The 18,070-nt window shown below is 71.5% G+C and carries 15 protein-coding genes; 3 read left to right on the top strand and 12 right to left on the bottom strand.

The annotated features are described in order from the left end of the window. Positions 1-2: 2 nt before the first annotated feature. From EUA06_RS09600 to EUA06_RS09550, 11 genes are all read right to left on the bottom strand, one after another. On the bottom strand, positions 3-761 hold the full coding sequence (locus EUA06_RS09600) for a class I SAM-dependent methyltransferase (protein WP_129474965.1): 759 nt from the start codon (positions 759-761) through the stop codon (positions 3-5). Beyond that, positions 758-2,083 carry a lanthionine synthetase LanC family protein gene (locus EUA06_RS09595; protein ID WP_207208277.1) on the bottom strand — a complete coding sequence of 442 codons (1,326 nt, stop codon included), beginning with the start codon at positions 2,081-2,083 and terminating at the stop codon, positions 758-760. The genes EUA06_RS09600 and EUA06_RS09595 overlap by 4 nt, the downstream gene beginning before the upstream one ends. An 85-nt stretch (positions 2,084-2,168) precedes the next feature. Next, entirely contained in the window at positions 2,169-2,822 is a 654-nt protein-coding gene (locus EUA06_RS09590) for an SDR family oxidoreductase (protein ID WP_129474962.1), read from the bottom strand. Between the two features lie 7 nt (positions 2,823-2,829). Further along, on the bottom strand, positions 2,830-4,812 hold the full coding sequence (locus EUA06_RS09585) for a hydantoinase B/oxoprolinase family protein (RefSeq protein ID WP_129474960.1): 1,983 nt from the start codon (positions 4,810-4,812) through the stop codon (positions 2,830-2,832). Next, positions 4,812-6,893: a hydantoinase/oxoprolinase family protein gene (locus EUA06_RS09580; RefSeq protein ID WP_129474958.1), complete on the bottom strand. Its 2,082-nt coding sequence runs from the start codon at positions 6,891-6,893 to the stop codon at positions 4,812-4,814. The genes EUA06_RS09585 and EUA06_RS09580 overlap by 1 nt, the downstream gene beginning before the upstream one ends. Before the next feature lie 563 nt (positions 6,894-7,456). Next, entirely contained in the window at positions 7,457-8,851 is a 1,395-nt protein-coding gene (locus EUA06_RS09575) for an amidase (RefSeq protein ID WP_129474956.1), read from the bottom strand. Further along, complete coding sequence (locus EUA06_RS09570; RefSeq protein WP_129474954.1) at positions 8,848-9,474, bottom strand: SRPBCC family protein; 627 nt, start codon at positions 9,472-9,474, stop codon at positions 8,848-8,850. The genes EUA06_RS09575 and EUA06_RS09570 overlap by 4 nt, the downstream gene beginning before the upstream one ends. Continuing rightward, the gene (gene cutA, locus EUA06_RS09565) at positions 9,471-11,900 is read right to left on the bottom strand and encodes an aerobic carbon-monoxide dehydrogenase large subunit (RefSeq protein WP_129474952.1); all 2,430 of its coding nucleotides are present in this window, start codon (positions 11,898-11,900) and stop codon (positions 9,471-9,473) included. Before cutA ends, EUA06_RS09570 begins: the two co-directional genes overlap by 4 nt. Next, the gene (locus EUA06_RS09560; RefSeq protein ID WP_129474950.1) at positions 11,897-12,397 is read right to left on the bottom strand and encodes a (2Fe-2S)-binding protein; all 501 of its coding nucleotides are present in this window, start codon (positions 12,395-12,397) and stop codon (positions 11,897-11,899) included. The genes cutA and EUA06_RS09560 overlap by 4 nt, the downstream gene beginning before the upstream one ends. Beyond that, positions 12,394-13,245, bottom strand: coding sequence for an FAD binding domain-containing protein (locus tag EUA06_RS09555; protein WP_129474948.1), 852 nt, complete (start codon positions 13,243-13,245; stop codon positions 12,394-12,396). Before EUA06_RS09555 ends, EUA06_RS09560 begins: the two co-directional genes overlap by 4 nt. Before the next feature lie 3 nt (positions 13,246-13,248). After that, positions 13,249-14,736 carry a uracil-xanthine permease family protein gene (locus EUA06_RS09550; protein ID WP_129474946.1) on the bottom strand — a complete coding sequence of 496 codons (1,488 nt, stop codon included), beginning with the start codon at positions 14,734-14,736 and terminating at the stop codon, positions 13,249-13,251. A gap of 161 nt (positions 14,737-14,897) precedes the next feature. Here EUA06_RS09550 and EUA06_RS22730 point away from each other — a divergent pair, with 161 nt between their 5' ends. The 3 genes from EUA06_RS22730 (at position 14,898) to EUA06_RS09530 (ending at position 16,696) form a co-directional block, all read left to right on the top strand. Then, on the top strand, positions 14,898-15,878 hold the full coding sequence (locus tag EUA06_RS22730) for a GNAT family N-acetyltransferase (RefSeq protein WP_207208276.1): 981 nt from the start codon (positions 14,898-14,900) through the stop codon (positions 15,876-15,878). Positions 15,879-15,890: 12 nt separating this feature from the next. Continuing rightward, positions 15,891-16,169 carry a hypothetical protein gene (locus tag EUA06_RS09535; protein WP_129474944.1) on the top strand — a complete coding sequence of 93 codons (279 nt, stop codon included), beginning with the start codon at positions 15,891-15,893 and terminating at the stop codon, positions 16,167-16,169. 134 nt (positions 16,170-16,303) lie between these two features. Further along, positions 16,304-16,696 carry a hypothetical protein gene (locus EUA06_RS09530; RefSeq protein WP_129474942.1) on the top strand — a complete coding sequence of 131 codons (393 nt, stop codon included), beginning with the start codon at positions 16,304-16,306 and terminating at the stop codon, positions 16,694-16,696. A 77-nt stretch (positions 16,697-16,773) separates the two neighbouring features. Here EUA06_RS09530 and EUA06_RS09525 read toward each other — a convergent pair whose 3' ends face one another. Beyond that, positions 16,774-18,033 carry a PucR family transcriptional regulator gene (locus EUA06_RS09525; RefSeq protein ID WP_129474940.1) on the bottom strand — a complete coding sequence of 420 codons (1,260 nt, stop codon included), beginning with the start codon at positions 18,031-18,033 and terminating at the stop codon, positions 16,774-16,776. Between the last annotated feature and the right edge of the window lie 37 nt (positions 18,034-18,070).

The following is an 18,070-nucleotide window of genomic DNA, read 5'->3' as shown; positions in this document are numbered from 1 at the left end:
GCTCAGGCCTTGCGTGCGAGGTGCAGCCGGATGTCGCCGACGACGTCGACCTCGGCCGGCAGCGCGTCGAGGATGCTCGCCAGTGCAGCCTCGCGATCGGCCGGTGACAGGACCAGGAAGGCGGAGACCGTCGACAGGAGCCCGACGTAGTCACGCGCGGACACCGCAGTGCGCTGCTCGAGCACGACCTGGGTGACGTCGGTGAACAGCTCAGAGGCAGCCAGCTCCGTGCTCGGCCACTGCAGGGTGCTGTCCTCCGGGGTGCCGTCGGGTGACGGCACGTCGACCTCCTGGAGCCAGGGTGTCCCGGCGACGCGCAGGGCCTCCTCCACGACCGGGTCCGCCAGGTCTCGGGGTGCGCCGAAGGAGGCGACGATGCCGCCCGGCTCCAGCAGCGCGGCCGCGCGCTCCCACCGGCCCTCAGGTCGCGTCCAGTGCAGCGCGGCCGCCGCGTAGACCAGGTCGTAGGTGGTGGTCAGCGGCAGCTCCTCGAACGTCGCCCGCACCGGGCGCACCGAGGCGGGGACGTGCTTCACGAGCTCGGCGAGCATCGCAGCGTCCGGGTCGGTCGCGGTGACGCGCACGCCGTGGTTGGCGAACACCCGCGTCGCCTTGCCGGTGCCGGCGCCGATCTCCAGGGCGGTCGCGACGGGGCGCGCGGCGTACGCCAGCACGGTCTCGACCACCTCGTCGGGATAGCCCGGGCGGTAGCGCTCGTAGGCCTCGGCGACGGATCCGAAGGTGAGGGCTCGTTCGGTCACGGCAGGTTCCACCAGGTGTCGAGGCGTGCGACAGCGGGCGTCGTACGTCCCTCGCGGAGCACGCGCGCAAGGCGCAGGAGGTACGCCGCGATGCCGGCGGTGCCCTGCATCCAGCCCACGCCGGGTGGGAGCAGCGGGTCCTCGTTGCGGTGCTCGGTGAAACGCCAGCACGCACCGTCGCCGTCCACGACCGCCCGCTCAACGAGCGCGTCGCCGAGCACCTGCGCGAAGGCGAGGTCGTCGTCCACGCCGCGGCGCTGCCAGGCATCGAGGAAGACGTCGCCGACACCGGCCGTGCCACAGCAGCGGCCGTCGTTGTCCCAGAAGCCGGGGCGCAGCCGCTCGGGGATGCCCGAGACGCGGATGCTGCGCAGGCAGCGGCGATGCCACTGCTCGGGCGTCTCGCCTGTGACCTCCGTGACGCCCGCGTGCTCGAGCGCGGTGAAGAGCAGGGAGGTGCCGGTCGGGCCGTGGCACCACGTGTAGGTCACGTGGTCCGTGTCGGCCTGGTCCGGAATCACGCGCGGCACGACGAACCCGCCACCGCTGGTGTCGCCCAGGGTGACCAGGTGCTCGGCTCCGCTGCGGGCTGCCGCGATGAGGTCGTCGCGGCCGAGCGTCGTGCCGGCGACCGCGAGCGACGCGGCGATGCCGGCCAGCCCGTGCGACCAGTTGGGCATCTGCCGGTCGCGTCGCGCGGGAGGGACGTCGTCGGCGAACCGCCGGGGGAAGAACCGCCAGTTGGTGCCCGCCTCCGTGGGCTCGGCCTCGGCCAGCAGGAGGTCCGCGGCGCGGGTCGCCAGCGACTCCGCGCCCGGCGTCCCGTGCCGGTGTGCCCAGACCGCGCCGAGCAGGTTGCCCGCGGTGCCGAGGGTCGCGTCGTTGATCCTGCTGTGCTCGGCGAACGGCGGCGATTCGAGCCAGGGCTGCTCCCACCCGTCGTCGGTCATCAGCTCGGCGAGCCGCGCGACCGCCTCCTCGGCCCCGTCGCTCTTCAGCGCCCACAGCACCCCGAGGTCGCTGACCAGCCCGTCGAAGTAGCTGTACGCCGTCGTGGTCGCGAGGTTGCCCCGGATCCGCGTGGCGATGCCGTCGGCCAGCCGTTGCTCCTCGTCGGTCCACGGTCGTGCCTCGCGGAGCTCGGCAAGCACGTGCGCGAGGCCGCCGATGCCGCTGTGCATCCCGTCGCGATCTTCGGGCGGCCCGCCGTCGTGCGGCACGGACTCGGGGATCCACGGTCCGTCGTCGTCCCACCGGACCTGGTCGAGCACCCACCGCCACGCGGCCTCGCCGAGGTCGGCGTACTGCTCCGAGGTGGTCACGCCCCGATGATCGCACCGGGCCGCGGGCCCGCGCGACGTCATACGGACGGGGCATCCGCTTGCCCCTTCCGTATGACGTCCGGGATCAGCGAAGGAGAGCCGCCAGGACCTGCGTGCCCACCGGCAGGCCGTGGTCGTCGTAGTAGGCGAACATCGCGGACAGCCAGGGATGGGTGCCCGGATCCGCCACCTGCCGCGCCTCGACGCCGGCCTCGGCGGCCAGGTCGCGGACGGTCGCGACGCGGGTGGCGAGCTCGTACGTCGCACCGGTGTGGCCCTCCTCCGAGAGCACGAGCGCGGCGACCCGGGCGAGGTCGGCGAGGTCGAGGAAGCCGAACCGGACGTCGAGGGAGTACGGCACCTCGAGCGGACCGGTGAGGTCGAGGTTCTGCAGGTAGGCGCCCGGCTGCAGGATCGTCCAGGCCAGGCCGCTGCGGCGGACGAGGTCCTCGCTCACTGCCTTGCCGAGGTGGTGCGGCATCGCGGGGACGTAGGGCGAGGCGACGGAGTGGTAGACGACCCGCCCGACGCCAGCCGCGGTCAGCGCACGCAGGACGGCGGCGACGTACGCCGGCTCGTCGGGGTGCAGGTTCGGCGCGATGACGTACGCCGCCTCGCACGCGGCGACGGCCCGTGCGAGGTCCGGCCAGTCGGCACGCCCCAGCGGCACCGGGTCGTCGAGGGCAGCGCAGACGGCCCGCCCGGTCTTGCCGTGGCCACCGACCACCGCGACCCGCACCGTGACCTCAGACCCGGTCGACGTCCGCGTGCGCCGCGCCGTCGGCGAGCGAGGCGTAGCCCGGACCGCGGTCGAAGAACGCGTCGTCCTCGCGGCTCCACGCTGACCGGCCCGCGCGCTCGGCCGTCGTCGCGGACTCGTCGAACGACAGGTCCCCTGCGTCGCGCGAGCCCGTCAGCACCACGCCGTAGTCGCGCAGCGCGGCCTCGGCCGAGACCTTGCCCCAGACGACGTCGCGGACGACCGACGCGGGGTCGCGGACCAGCGGGTCGCCCCAGCCGCCACCACCCGTCGTACGGATCCGGACGAGCTGGCCGGCCTTGATCTCCTCGGCGTCGGCGAGGGCGTCGACCTCGCGCTCGTCGGGGCCGCCGGGGTCGATGACGACCTGGAACGGCATCCCGGCCTTGCCGCCGCGCACGCCCCAGCAGGCCAGGATCGAGCGGTCGGCGATGGACATGAAGTGCCCGTCCTTGAGCATCCGGATGTGCTTCTCGTAGCCGAGACCACCGCGGAACTCCCCCGCGCCGCCGGAGTCGACGGCCAGGCCGAGCCGCTCGACGATGAACGGGAAGCGCGACTCGGTGAACTCGGTCGGCAGGTTCCGCGAGTCGGGCACGACGTGGATGGTGTCCTCGCCGTCGGCGTAGTAGCGACCGCCCGAGCCGCCGCCGAGCACCTCGCGCATGAGGTAGTCGTTGCCGTCGAGGTCCTTGCCGTAGACGCCGGTGTAGCGGATCGTCTCCTGGTCCGCAGGCATCTTGCCGTCGACGGCCTTGGCCACGACCCCGGCGAGCACGCCGAGCAGCCGGAGGATCACGAAAGTGCGGGCGTTGGTGGGGCCGGGATGGATCGGCGTGAGGAGCGTGCCCTTCTCCGGGAAGCGCATCTCGATCAGCGGCACGATGCCCTCGTTGACGTCGAGCTCGGCCATCCGCTCGGGGGTGTCGGCGAGGTTGCGCAGGATCGGCGCGAGCCACTTCTTGAGGAAGTTGCCGCCGACGTAGTCGCCGCAGTGGTTGATCGGCCCCCTCGCCTGCTTGCTCGTGCCGGTGAAGTCGATGATCAGGCGCGGTCCGGCAGGACGTCCGTTCTCCGGGTCCGCCGGGGCGTCGCTCACCTTGGTCAGGGTGATCCGCTGCGTGTGCAGCTGCGGCTCGTCGACGCCGTCGTGCTCGGCGTAGTCCTCCCAGACGTAGGTGCCGTCGGGGATCTTGGACAGGATCTCGCGGCGGTAGGTCTCGGTCGTGGTGTCGAGGATCGCGTCGAAGGACGTCTCGATCGCCTCGCGGCCGTAGCGCTCGAACAGCTCGCCGAGCCGCCGCGCACCCATCAGGCACGCCGAGCACTCGGCGTCGAGGTCGGCGGCGAGGCTGTCGGGCATCCGCGAGTTGCGCGTCATGATCCGCAACGCGGACCGGTTCGGTACGCCGGCGTCCCACAGCTTGATCGGCGGGACGGCCAGACCCTCCTCGTAGACCGTGGTCGCGTTGCTGGGCATGGAGCCCGGCACCGCGCCACCGATGTCGTCGTGGTGGCCGAAGGCCTGCACGAAGGCGACCACCTCGCCCCGGTGGAAGACCGGGACGGTGACGCAGAGGTCGGGCAGGTGGCCGATGCCGCCCTCGGACTCGTAGACGTCGTTGTGGAAGAAGACGTCGCCCTCGACCATCTCCTCGATCGGGTAGTCGCGCACGATCGGGTGCACGAGCGCGCTGTAGGAACGACCGGTGAGCTTGCGCAGCTGGCGGTCGTGGATGCCCGCGCGGAAGTCGTGCGCGTCGCGGATCATCGGGCTCCGCGACGTCCGCCCGATGGCCGTCTCCACCTCCATCTCGACGCTGGCCAGCGTGCCCTGGACGATCTCGACGAGAATCGGGTCGACGCTCGAGCCCTCGGGCGTGAGTCGGCCGCCGTGCTCGTACGCCGTCGGCAGGCCGGCCGGGTTGACCGGCTTCGCGGTGACGTAGGCGGGGTCGACTGCGGCCATCAGCTGACCACCTTTCGGATCACGAGGTTGGCCCAGTCGTCGACCACGACCTCGAAGCCGGGGTGGACGGGGATCGTCGAGCCGAACTCCTCGACGATGGCGGGCCCGGTGAACGTGTCGCCGGCGCCGAGGTCGGTGCGCCAGATGACCGGGGTGTCGACGTAGCCGTCGTCGGGGTCGAAGCAGACCTGCCGGCTGCCGCGCACCGCGCGGTCGACGTCGCCCTCGGCCTTGTCCAGCGTGGGTATCTCCGGTCGCGTGATCGGGCCGATGCCGGTGACTCGCAGGTTGACCCACTCGACCTGCTGGGTGGCGTCGCCGCGGAAGTCGTAGCCGTAGAGCTGGTGGTGCTCGGCGTGGAAGGTCTCGGCCACCTGCGCGACGTACGCAGCATCGACGCTGCCCTCGGGAGCTGCGACCCGCACCTCGTAGGCCTGGCCGACGTAGCGGACGTCGATGGTCCGCTGGAACTGGTGCTGGTCGGCGGTGAAGCCCTCCTTGGCCAGCGCCTCGCGGGCGCGGTCGGTGAGGTCGTCGAGGATCCCCTGCACGCCCATGTGGTCGAGGACCGACTCCTTCGCGACGTGGGTCTGGACGTAGTCGTTCTTGACGTCGACGGTCAGCAGGCCGAAGGCGCTGACGTTGCCCGGGTTGGGAGGTACGACGACGCCCGCCAGGTCGAGGATGTCGACGAGCCGGCAGGCCAGGAGCGACCCCGACCCGCCGAAGGTCGTCAGCATGAAGTCGCGGACGTCGAGGCCGCGCTTGACCGAGACCTGGCGCAGCGCGTTGGCCTGGTTCCACGCGGAGATCTCGAGGATGCCGGTGGCGCACCGCTCGAAGTCGAGGCCGAGCTGGTCGGCGAGGTCGGCGATGCCGGCGCTCGCGGCCTCCACGTCGAGCGGGATCTCGCCGCCGAGGAGGTGGGGAGGGATCCGGCCGAGCGTGACGTGGGCGTCGGTGATGGTGGGCTGCGTGCCGCCCTTGGCGTAGCAGAGCGGACCGGGGTCGGCGCCCGCCGAGTGCGGGCCGACCTTGAGGGAGCCCTCGGGCGAGAGCCAGGCGATCGAGCCACCGCCGGCACCGACCGTGACGACGTCGATCATCGGGATCTTGCTGGGATAGGCGCCGACCGTGCCCTCGGTGGTGAGGGTCGGCTCGCCGTCGAGGACGACGGACACGTCGGTCGACGTACCTCCTCCGTCGCAGGTGAGGATCTTCGGGAAGCCGGCGACCTGGGCGATCAGCGCGGCGCCGAGCGCACCGGCTGCGGGGCCGGACAGCACGGTGGTGATCGGCTGGTGGACGACCTCGTCAGCCGACAGCACGCCGCCGTTGGACTTCATCACGTAGAACGGGATCACGTTGCCGGTGAACCCGATCAGCCGCTCGGAGATGTTGGTGACGTAGCGGCTGACGTTGGGCTTCACCGCCGCGTCGACGAGCGTGGTCATCGCGCGCTCGTACTCGCGGTACTCGCGGAGCACCTCGCTCGAGATCGAGACGATGGCGTCGGGGTGCTCGCGGCGCAGGATGTCGCGCATCCGCAGCTCGTGGTCGTCGTTGGCGTAGGCGTGGATCAGGCAGACGCCGATCGTGGTGATGCCCTGGTCCCGGAACCAGCGGGCTGTCGCGACGGCGCCGTCCTCGTCGAAGGGACGGATCTCGGCGCCGGTGAAGTCGAGGCGACCGCCGACGGTGCGGACCCGGTCGGCCGGGACGATGCGGTCGGGCTTCACCCAGAAGTAGGAGTTGCCGTAGCCGTCGGGCACCGACTGGCGGGCGATCTCGAGCATGAACTCGTAGCCCTCGGTGGTGATGAAGCCGAGCGCCTCGACCTTGCCCTCGAGGAGCTTGTTGGTCGCGACCGTCGTGCCGTGCGAGACGGCGGTGATGTCGGCACCCTCGGCACCGACGATGTCGAGGATCTTCTCGATGCCGGCGATGAAGCCGTCGGCCGGGTTGCCCGGCGTGCTCGGGGTCTTGGTCGTGACCAGCTCGCCCGAGTCCTCGTCGAAGGCCACGACGTCGGTGAACGTGCCGCCGGTGTCGATGCCGATCCTGATCCGCCGCTGCGTCATGGGCACGATTCAACTCAACCACGCTGCGCAGTGACCACGGCAGAGCTTGCCGACGAAACCGCCCATCGTCGGCAAGACATGCGGTCCCCGGGAAATGGCCGAAGGGCCCTCGACGGTATGAGCGTCAAGGGCCCTTCGTGATGTCCAGGTCGCCGAAGCGTCCAGGTCATCGGGTGATCTCTCTGGTGATGTCCTGATCGATCGCTCCCTGTGTCAGATCCCAGTCACCGCATCACCCGGTGTCTGCGACTCCTCCCCAGCAAGCTGGTTCGTCATCGTGCGGATCGTCCTTCCGGAGCCATCCTGCCTCCCCTTGCGGGGCTGCGTAGGGAGAGTTCTATGCCGTCGGGGAACCGCTGCGCAAGGGCTTTCGGTGGTCATTTCCCACATACTTCGGGTTCCGGCGCGTCGTCCCCAGATCGGCCCCAGTTCATCCCCAGCCAGACGTCGTTGTGCACACCTCCGTCCACAGGTTCGTGCACACCCCCCAACCCGATAGTCCGCAGCAAAATGCTGGTCGCAGGTGCCTCCAGACCAGCATTTTGCTGCGGACTATCCAGAGGTCAGGGGGTCAGCAGGGCCTCGACGGCTGCGGCGACCTCGAGGAGCTGCCGGTCGGCGCCGTGGCGGGCGACCAGCTGCACGCCGACGGCCAACCCGGTCGACGTACGCCCTGCCGGGACGGAGATCGCCGGGCAGCCGGTGACGGTGATGAAGTACGCCGAGCGCATCCAGGCCAGGTAGTCCGGCATCTCCTGCCCGTTGATCGTCTCCGGGAACTCGTGCTCCACCGGGAAGGGCGGCACCTGCGAGGTCGGCAGCAGGAGCACGTCGTGGTCTCCGAAGAAGAGCCGCATCGTCTCCGAGAGCGCCGTCCGCTGGGAGTAGCCGCGGGCGACGTCGGCACCGGTCAGCGGCTCGCCCGCGCGGATGTTGGCCTCGAGCGACGGCTTGAACGACGTCGGGTGCTCGGCGAGCAGCCGACCGAGCTTGGCCTGGAAGTGCCACGCCCGCAGCGTGCGGAAGGTGTCGTCGGCCAGCGAGAGGTCGGGGTGCGCCTCCACGATCGCGGCGCCCGCGTCGGACAGCCGCACTGCCGTGGCTCGTACGACGTCCGCGACCTCGTGGTCGACCGCGAAGGCGCCGCCGAGGTCGACGCTCGTCGCCACCCGGAGCCCGGCGAGCGGGGCCGGGATGAGCGGCGGGGCGAAGGCGGCGCCGGGGTCGCCGAGTGCCTGCGGCGCCCGCGGGTCGGGCCCGGCGATGACGGAGAGGAGCAGCGCGAGGTCGCCGACGTTGCGCGCCATCGGCCCGCCGACCGAGGTCGACTCCCACTGGTTGTAGAGCGGCCACTCCGGCACCCGGCCGAGTGACGGGCGCATGCCGACCACGCCGCAGAAGGACGCCGGGTTGCGCAGCGATCCGCCCATGTCGGAGCCGTCGGCGAGCGGCACCATCCCGGAGGCCAGCGCGCACGCCGCTCCCCCGCTGGAGCCGCCGGCGGAACGGGTCGGGTCGACGGGGTTGCGGGTCACGCCGAAGACCGTGTTGAACGTGTGCGACCCGGCGGCGAACTCCGGCACGTTGGTCTTGCCGATGAAGACCGCGCCGGCTCGCCGGATCCGCTCGACCAGCAGGTCGTCGTGGTCGGCGACGGCGTCGGCGAAGATCGGTGAGCCGTACGTCGTGCGCCACCCGTCGAGCGCGTGCGTGTCCTTCACCGCGAAGGGCAGGCCGTGCAGCGGGCCGACCTCCTCGCCGGACGCCTGCGCCTGGTCGGCGACCGCCGCGGCCACCCGGGCGCGCTCGACGTCGAGCGACACGATCGCGTTGAGCTCGGGGTTGCGCTCCTCGATGCGGTCGAGGTGCAGCTCGAGCAGCTCGGCCGCCGAGATCTCGCCCGACCTGACCGCCGCGGCCTGGTCGCGGGCGGTCGAGTCGACGGAGACCTCGGTCATCGACGCCTTCCGAAGATCCCGCCGACGATCACCCCGGCGAGCACCAGGCCGGCACCGACGGCCACGCCGGTGAGGAACTCCTGCTTCGAAGCGGCGGCGGAGACCTTGGCGGGTGCGGTGAAGACCTGCCCCTGCTCCGGGTCTCGTGACGGGCGCTGCGCGCCCTCGACCAACGGCACCACTGGCCCGCCCGCGATCGCGGCGTCCACGTTGCCGAAGAACTCCCCGGCCATCCGCCGCGAGACGCTCGTCAGCATCCGCTGCCCGACCCCGCCGATCATCCCGCCGACGACGGCGTCGGCGTCGTACGAGACGCGCGTCGTCGATCCCTCGGGGGTGAAGCGCACGCTGACCGTCGCGCCGATCGTGCCGGGCGCTCCGGCGCCGTCGAGCTTCATCACCAGCGACTCGTGCTCGACGAGGTCGCGCAGCTCGCACGAGCCGGCGTAGGTGCCCTTGATCGAGGCGACGCCCGCGGTGACGGTCATGGCGTAGGCGTTCTCGCCGGTCGCCTCGAGCCGCTCGCAGCCGGGGATCGTGCGGACCAGCACGGCCGGGTCGAGCAGGGCGTCCCACGCCCGGTCGACGGGGGCGTCCAGGACGTTCTCTCCGGTGAACTTCATCGGGTCTCCTCAGCGATGGCTTCAGCAGGTACGTCGGCGTGCGCGAGGCGCAGGTCGAAGAGCTCGGACGGCGAGATCGGCATCGCGGTGATGGCCAGTGTTGGTTTGTAGGGCCGCTCGGCGTCCTCGATGGCGGCGGCGAACACGGCGGCGGACGGGATCACGCCCGCCTCGCCGGCGCCCTTGATGCCGAGGGGATTGAGCGGCGACGGCGTCTCGAGGTGGTCGATGTCGATCGTCGTCGGGACCTCGGTGACGTAGGGCATCAGGAAGTCCATGAAGGACGCGTTGAGCAGCTGCCCCGCCTCGTCGTACTCCATCCGCTCGTAGAGCGCCCCGCCGACGCCCTGAGCGACACCACCTTGGATCTGGCCCTCGACGATCATCGGGTTGATCAGGTGGCCGCAGTCGTGGACGACGGCGTACTTGAGGATGGTGATCTCGGCCGTGTCGGGGTCGGTCTCGACGATGACGGCGTGCATCCCGTTGGCGAAGGTCGAGCGCTCGGGCGAGTAGAAGTCCTTGCCCTCCAGGCCCGGCTCGTCGTCCTCGGCCACCGGCGGCTTGCCGGGGTCGCCGACGGAGAACTGGGTCGCGGCCTTGGACGCCTCGTCGAAGGCGTAGCGCAGCGGGTTGGACAGTACGGCGACGGTGCCGAGGTCGATCGAGGCGTCGGTCCCCCGCACGCTGACCACGCCGTCCACGATCTCGAGGTCGTCCTCGGCCGCCTCGAGCGCCTCGGCCGCGATCCGCAGCGCCTTCTCGCGCGCCCGCAACGAGGCGAGGTGGATCGCGGAGCCGCTCATCACGGCCGCGCGGGAGGCGAAGGTGCCCACGGCGTAGGGCATCTTGCGGGTGTCGCCGGTGGTGATCTCGACGTCCTCGAACCGCACGCCGAGGGTGTCGGCGACGATCTGCGCGAAGGCGGTCTGGTGGCCCTGGCCCTGGGTGGTGAGGCCGGTCGCGACCTTCACCTTGCCGGAGGTCTCGATGTGGACGTGGGCGCCCTCATAGGGCCCGACGCCGGTGCCCTCGACGTAGCAGGCGAGGCCGATGCCGACCCGCCGTCCCTGCGCCGCCATCTCGGCACGGAAGTCCTCGAACTCGTCCCAGCCGACCAGCGTCTTGAGCTTCTCCAGCGACGCCGGGTAGTCGCCCGAGTCGTAGGTGAGCGGGCGGCCGTCCTGGAACACCAGGCCGTGCTCGTAGGGGAACTCGTCGGGCTGGATGAAGTTGGTGCTGCGCACCTCGGTGCGGTCCTTGCCGAGGTAGGCCGCGATCGCGTCCATCGTCCGCTCCATCACGAAGCAGCCCTGCGGTCGTCCGGCACCGCGGTAGGGCGTGACGATCACGGTGTTGGTGTAGAGCGACTCGAAGACGACGCGGTAGTTGGCCGGCTTGTAGGGGCCGAGCAGCTGGGTCGAGGTGATGATCGGGACGATGAGGCCGTACGGCGTGTACGCGCCGTGGTCGTGCCAGAACTCGACGTTGAGCCCGAGCACCCGGCCGTCGTCGTCGAAGCCGACCTCGACGTGGTGCACCTGCGCGCGCTCATGGGCCGAGGAGATGAAGTGCTCGCGCCGGTCCTCGGTGAACTTCACCGGCCTGCCCAGCGTCATCGCCGCCAGCGGGACGAGCAGCTCCTCGGGCCAGGGGTGGTTGATCTTCACGCCGAAGCCGCCGCCGACGTCGGGCGTGATCACGTCGACCTTCGCCAGGTCGAGGCCGAGCTTGGCGGCCACGCAGCCCCGCACGCCGGTCGACGTCTGCGTCGACGACCACACCGTCAGGCGGGACGTGTCGGGGTCCCACCTCGCGACGGTGCCGCGGCCCTCCATCGGCGTACAGGCCGAGCGCTCGACGTCGAGCTCGAGTCTCAGCGTGTGCGGGGCGTCGGCGATCGCGGCGCGGGCGTCGCCGTTCTCCTGCTCCATCCGCGCCCCGACGTTGCCGGGTACGTCGTCGTGGACGAGGCGGTCCGCCGCCCGGGCGGCGGCGATGCCGACGACGGGCGGGAGCTGGTCGTAGGAGACGCGGATCCGGGCGACCGCGTCCTCCGCGACGTAGCGGTCGACCGCGACCACGAAGGCGATCGCCTCGCCCATGTAGTTCACCTCGTCCTTCGCCAGGGCGTACTGCGTGCGGCCGTGGGTCAGGGTCGGGTGCGGGATCAGCAGCGGCAGCGGCTGCGCCATCGCGTCCACGAGGTCGTCGTAGGTCCAGACGGCCAGCACACCCTCGACGTCGAGCACGTCGGCGACGTCGATGTCGGTGATCCGCGCGTGCGCGTGCGGTGAGCGCAGCACGGCAGCGTGCAGCAGCCGCGGGTCGTCGGTGAGCAGGTCGTCGACGTAGCGGCCCTGGCCGCGCAGGAAGCGCTGGTCCTCGACGCGCGGGACCTTGGTGCCGAACAGCTTGGTCGTCATGAGCGCTCCTGCTCGATCTCCGCGGCGCGCAGGACCGACTTCACGATGTTCTGGTAGCCCGTGCAGCGGCAGAGGTTGCCGGCGATCATCTCTCGCGCCTCGTCCTCGGTCGGGTCGGGATTCTCCTTCAGACCGGCGGTGATCGTGGTGAGGAAGCCGGGCGTGCAGAAGCCGCACTGGAGGCCGTGGCAGTCGGAGAACGCCTGCTGCACCGGGCTCAGTCGTCCCTCGGGGGTGTCGTCGGCCTCGGTCAGGCCCTCCACGGTCGTGATCTCGGCGTCGACCGCCGACACCGCGAACATCAGGCACGAGCGCACCGGTGAGCCGTCGACGAGGACGGTGCACGCGCCGCAGACGCCGTGCTCGCAGCCGACGTGCGTGCCGGTCAGCCCGCAGTCGTGGCGCAGCGCGTCGGACAGCAGCCGACGGGCCGGCACCTGCACCTCGTGCACGGAACCGTTGACGTGCAGGCGGACGTCGTGGAGCTGCTCGCTCATGTGTTCCTCTCCCGGGCGTGGTGCACGGCGTCGGCGAGGACGCGGGGGGTGAGCACCTTGACCAGGTGCGCACGGTAGGCGGCAGTGGCGTGGATGTCGGCGGCGGGATCGAGCTCGGCGAGCGCCTTGCCCGCGGGGTCGTCGAGCGAGTCGGTCACGTCGACGACGACGGGCACGTCGCTCACCGACACGAAGCCGACCCGCGCCCGAACGACCTCGCCGCCGTCGGTCTCGACGAGGGCGGCCACGCCGACGAGGGCGTAGTCACCGTGGCGGCGCGCGATCTCCTGGAAGGCGACGCCCGCACCCTCGGGGAGGGCCGGGAAGAACGCCTCCACGGCGATCTCGTCGTGGGCGAGGGTGGACTCGAGGGGTCCGGCGAACAGCTCCCCCGCCGGGACCGTACGACGTCCGCGCACCGACGCGACGTCCACGGATCCCTCCAGCAGCCGGAGCACCATCGGCATCTCGGCCGCGGCGTCGGCGTGCACGATCGAGCCGACGGTGGTGCCGCGGTTGCGGATCGTCGGGTGCGCCACGTGGGACAGCGCCATCGCCAGCAGCGGCTGGACCTCTGCCGCCTCGGTCGACGCGAGGACGTGGGCGTGCCGGGCGAGGGCCCCGATCCGGACCCCGGCGGCGCCCCCGTCCGATGAACAGCGGACGTGGCCGAGCCCGGGCAGTGCGTTGATGTCGACGAGCATCGACGGCGCGGCCAGCCGCATGGACAGCAGCGGCACGAGGGACTGACCACCGGCCAGCACCTTCGCCCCCGGCTCCTCCGCGAGGGCCGCGAGGGCTTCCTCGAGGGTGGCGGGACGCCGGAAGGCGAAGGGTGCTGGCTTCACGGGTTACTTCGTCTCGTCGGGGTGGTCGTGGTCGTGCGTGTGGCCGTGGCCGTGGTCGTGGTCGTGCGTGTGGCCGGTCGTCCGGTGCGCACCCGCGTCGCCGACGGCGATCACGGCGCCCGCGTCGTGGTCGGTGCCGGCCGCCCGGGCCACGATCCTGGCGAGGTGGTAGCCGAACACGATGATCAGCGTGCCCATCGCGATGCCGCCGAGCGGGAAGTCCGACGTGATGTTGAAGAAGGCGTTGTCGGCCAGGCCGATGCCCATCGTCAGTCCGGCAGCCACGGGAACAAGGTTGACAGGGTTGGCGAAATTGACCTTGTTCTCCACCCATATCTTCGCGCCGAGCAGGCCGATCATCCCGTAGAGCACGAGGGTGATCCCGCCGAGGACGCCGCTGGGCGTCGTCGCGACGAGCGCGCCGAACTTGGGCACGAAGCCGAAGAGGATCGCGACACCCGCGGCGACGAAGTAGGCCGCCGTCGAGTAGACCCTCGTGGCCGCCATGACCCCGATGTTCTCGGCGTACGTCGTGGTGGGCGACCCACCGACGAACGAGGCGATCGTGGTGCCGACGCCGTCCGCGGCGACGGCCTTGCCCATCACCGGGTCGAGGTCCTGACCGGTCATGCCGGAGACCGCCTTCACGTGGCCCATGTTCTCCGCGACCAGGGCGATCACCGCCGGGAGAGCGAGCAGGGTGAAGGTGAGGGACAGGCTCGGCAGGTGCCAGCCGACCAGCGCGTAGTTCTCACCACCCGAGAAGGGGCTCTGGTTGCCGACGAGACCCTCGGCCGTGTGCGGCGGGAATCCCAGCCAGTCCGCGGTCTTGACGTTGGTCCAGTCGACGCGGTCACCCTCGACGCCACCGACGCCGATGGCGTCGAAGACCAGCGAGAGGACGAAGCCGAAGATGAGTCCGAGGAAGATCGCGATGCGACCGAAGAAGCCCTTGAGGCCGACGGCCATGAGGACCACGGCGAACATGGTGATCAGCGCGACCCAGCGGTCGGCCGGCATGTAGATCCCGGTGGCGACGCGGCAGAGGTTGAAGCCGATGAGCATGACCACGGCGCCGGTGACGACGGGCGGCAAGAGGTTGTTGACGAAGCCGGGGCCGGCGAAGTGGATGGCCACACCGACCAGCGCCAGCACGATGCCGGAGACCATGATCGCGCCGGTGACGTCGGCCGGGCCGCCGCCCTGGGCGTAGATCGCCGCCGCACCACCCACGAAGGAGGCACTGGTGCCGAGGTAGCTCGGGACCTTGCCCTTGACGATCAGCAGGAAGCAGATCGTCGCGATACCGCTCATCATGATCGCGAGGTTGGCGTTCAACCCCATCACGATCGGGAAGACGAAGGTGGCGCCGAACATCGCCACGACGTGCTGGGCACCCAGACCGACGGTCTTGCCCCAGGCCAACCGCTGGTGCGGCGCTACCGCCTCACCCGGGCCGGGATCGACCACGTCCCACTTGAACATCGACATGTGCAGGCCTCCAGATTCGCAGGGGTGGATACCCGAGAAGGCACAAACTAGTGCGCTACATCTCACACCCTCACTGGCGAGATCTGCCGAAGGAACGCCGGTCCCGACGACAAGTTCTTGGGCGGTTCGGGCCACTTCCCAGCCCTCACTAGCCTGCGTGCATGTCCGCGCCCCTCACTGTCGACGACTGGCCCCCGCCGCCGATCCGCACGGCGCGGCTGGTCCTGCGCGCGCCCGCGGCCCGCGACCGGGCGGACTTCCTCGACCTGGGCACGGACGACGAGGTCAACCGCCACCTCGGGGGCGGCCGCGACCGGGCCACGCTCGACGCCGAGCTGCCGGCGGTGCCGGCGGACCGGCCCGGCCAGTTCGTGGTGGAGCACGACGGCGCCTTCGTGGGGTGGGTCGGCCTCGGTCGCCGCGACCCGGCTCGCCCCGGTGCCGGCCATGTCGATGAGCACCGGCCCGACCTCGAGCTCAGCTACGTCACCCCGCAGTCCGCATGGGGCCACGGCTACGCCACCGAGGCGGCCACCCGTGTGCTCGCGTGGGCCGACGCGGTCCTCGGCGAACCCGTGGTCCTCTGCACCCAGAGCAGCAACGCGCGGTCGCTCGCCCTCGCCGGGCGCCTCGGGTTCATCGAGGTCGCCCGGTTCGAGGAGTTCGGGGCGGAGCAGTGGTTCGGCGTACGACACCCGGGCGTGCGTCGCGCGACCCCGGCGGACGCGACGCAGATGGCGCAGGTCGCCGTGGCGGCGTACTCCCCCTACCTCGAGCGGATGGACGGCGCGCGGCCCGGCCCGCTGGACGCCGACTACGCCGCCGCCGTGACGGACACCGAGGCGTGGGTGGTCGAGCGGGACGGCGAGGTCGTCGCCTTCCTGCTCCTGGTCGCGGAGGACGACGCCCTGCTGCTGGACAACGTCGCCGTGCTCCCCTCGCACCACGGCACGGGCATCGGGCGCGCGCTGCTCACCCTCGCCGAGGGACGGGCGAGGGCCCATGAGCTGGACCGGATCCGCCTCTTCACCCACGTGACGATGGTGGAGAACCAGCGGCTCTACGAGCGGCTCGGCTACGTCGAGACCCACCGTGGCGGGGAGGGCGGTCTCGTGCGGGTGTTCTACGAGAAGGTGCTCTGAGACAGTGGTCGCATGAGGCGTCCTGGCTGGTCGACCACGCTTCGGGGCGTGCTGCTGCGACTCGTCCTCCAGTGCCTGGTCGTCGCCCTGCTGATGGGGCTCGTCGGGCTCGCGGTGGGCGGCTGGCTCGGAGCTCGGAACGGAGCGGTTTTCGGCCTCCTCGCCGGCGCGCTCGCGCTGCCCTTCCTGCTCGGCGGGCTCGTCTCCGCGCGTGGCGGCGGCGTCGAGGACGAGGGCCACCAGCTCTTCTACGACCGGTGGTACGGCGACGACTTCCGCGGTCGCCCGTGATCCGTCGGCATCAAGAAACAGTCAAGGGATGACGAAGATTTGTCCGACTCGGCCGTAACGCGAGCGTCCGCGCTGCCGCTGAACGGAATGAGCGGTGTGGCAGTGGGCCACGCCCCGTCCGGAGGTTTCGTCCCATGACTCTCACCACCCGACTCGCCGGAGTCGTCGCGTCCGCGGCGATCGCCCTCGCGGCATTCGGCGCCACCGCATCCGCCGACGAGGTCCCGCCGACCGACCCGTGCGCCCAGCAGCAGGCCAAGGTCGACAAGGCCACCGAGGCCCTCGCCCGCGTCACGGCCGTGTTCGCTCGCCAGCAGGAGCGCGTCGAGGCGGCGAAGGAGGACGTCGCCGAGGCGACCGCCGGCCAGGAGAAGGCCGACGCCCGCAAGGCCCTCGCCGACGCCCGCCAGGCGAAGACCGAGACCAAGGTGACCAAGCGCGCGCAGCAGCAGCGCCTCGCCAAGGCCACCGAGCGCCTGACGACCTGCCAGGCCGAGCAGCCGCCGGCCACCGAGGCCCCAGCCTGACCCGCTGATCTTCTCGTGACGTCATACGGACGGGGCAACCGCTCGTCCCGTCCGTATGACGTCCGGGGCGTACGCCGTCAGCCGACGATCTCCAGGGCCCGGAGCGCCACCGCGACGTCGAGGCGCAGGTGCGGGTCGGTGGCGACGGGGCCGAGGAGCCGCTGCAGCTTACCGACGCGGTAGCGCATCGTGTTGTAGTGGAAGAACTGCGCGCGGGCGGCCTCCGCGACGTTGAAGTTGGTGTCGAGCAGCACCTGCAGCGTCTCGCGCAGGTCGGCCGCCTCGGGGGTCCGCTCGGCGAGCGGGCCGAGGACGTCGGAGGCGAACGCCGTCAGCTCGGCGCTGTCGGGCACGAGCGCGAGCAGCCGGTGCAGGCCGAGCTGGTCGAAGCGGGTCACCGAGCCCGTGCCGTGCACCCGGCGGCCGATCTCCACCGACCGTTGCGCCTGCCGGAAGGCCTCCGGCAGCTCGCTCAGGTCCTGGGCGACCCGGCTGACACCGGCGGAGAACGAGATCCGCCCGCCGCCGCGGTCGCCGCGCACGGCCTGGACGATCCGGTCGACGGCGACGTGGCCGTCGCCCGCCCCCGCCTCGGGGTCGACCGGCACGAGCGTGACCACCTCGCGGCTGAAGTTGACCGACGCGATGCTCTCGTCGACCGTCGCGGCCACCTGCCGCCACGCATGGGCGAACCGGTCCTGCCACGCCCGCCGCTCGCTCGGCCCGGGCGCCAGGGCCGCGATCGCATCGGGGTCGAGCACGGCGACGACGACCATGACCGGACGGTCGAGCTGCCAGCCGAAGGCCTGCGCGTGCTCGGCGACGTAGTCGTCCTCGCCGGCCCGGCCGAGGAACACGTCGCGCAGGAAGTCGCCGCGGTACTTGTTCTCCACCGCGGTGACCGCCTCGACGCGCGTCACCAGCAGGGCCGCCACGATCGCCGCGCGCTCGAGGGCGTGCGCGTCGGAGGAGTGGATGCTCCCGTCGAGGCGCACCGCCACCAGCCGCGCGAGGTCGACGCCGGCGGCCACCACGCGGCGTACGAGCGCCTCGCCCTTGCCCACCGCGGTGCCGTCGGGGTCGATCCGCTCCACCCGCAGGCGGCCGGTCGGGTCGACCAGGTCGTTCGCCGCGAGCGTCTCGCGCTGGGCCTCGTCGAGGTGCGCCGCGCGCTCGCGGCCGTCGGTCGAGGTGAACACCACGCCGCAGCCCAGCGCGTCGCCCACCGCCTCGGCGATCGCGCCCAGGTCGCCGCCCTCGAGCACGATGTGGGTCAGCGCGGTGTGGAGCGCGTCGGCCCGGTGCAGTGCGGCGATCGCCTCGGGGTCGCTTATCAAGTCTTGGCCCACTTCTGCCCCTTCCCTGTCACAAACT

The sequence above is a fragment of the Nocardioides glacieisoli genome (genome assembly GCF_004137245.1).
Classification (GTDB): Bacteria; Actinomycetota; Actinomycetes; order Propionibacteriales; family Nocardioidaceae; genus Nocardioides; species Nocardioides glacieisoli.
Note: the sequence above shows the minus strand (reverse complement) of the source record. Positions and strands in the feature narration are given on the sequence as shown.